Genomic DNA, 240 nt, shown 5'->3' with positions numbered 1-240 from the left:
TCTTTAATGGGCGCGCCACCAAATACGACTTACAGTGAAGTGACTGGTGCTGTGATGCTAACCAAAGCATTCAATCCAGTGATCATGACATGGGCAGCGGTGACCGCCATTGTTCTCGCTCTCGTCGGTAAGCTTGGTGCTCTGCTTCAAACTATCCCTGTTCCTGTGATGGGCGGCATCATGATTCTTTTGTTTGGCTCAATCGCCACTGTCGGTTTGAATACGCTGATCAAAAACAAT

General features: G+C 48.3%; 1 protein-coding gene. It reads left to right on the top strand.

What is annotated here, in order from left to right:
• On the top strand, window positions 1–240 hold a 240-nt coding region (locus BCU12_RS10925), incomplete at both ends, for a solute carrier family 23 protein (RefSeq protein ID WP_277871266.1).

Source organism: Vibrio sp. 10N.261.55.A7, assembly GCF_002877365.1.
GTDB lineage: Bacteria > Pseudomonadota > Gammaproteobacteria > Enterobacterales > Vibrionaceae > Vibrio.
Note: the sequence above shows the minus strand (reverse complement) of the source record. Positions and strands in the feature narration are given on the sequence as shown.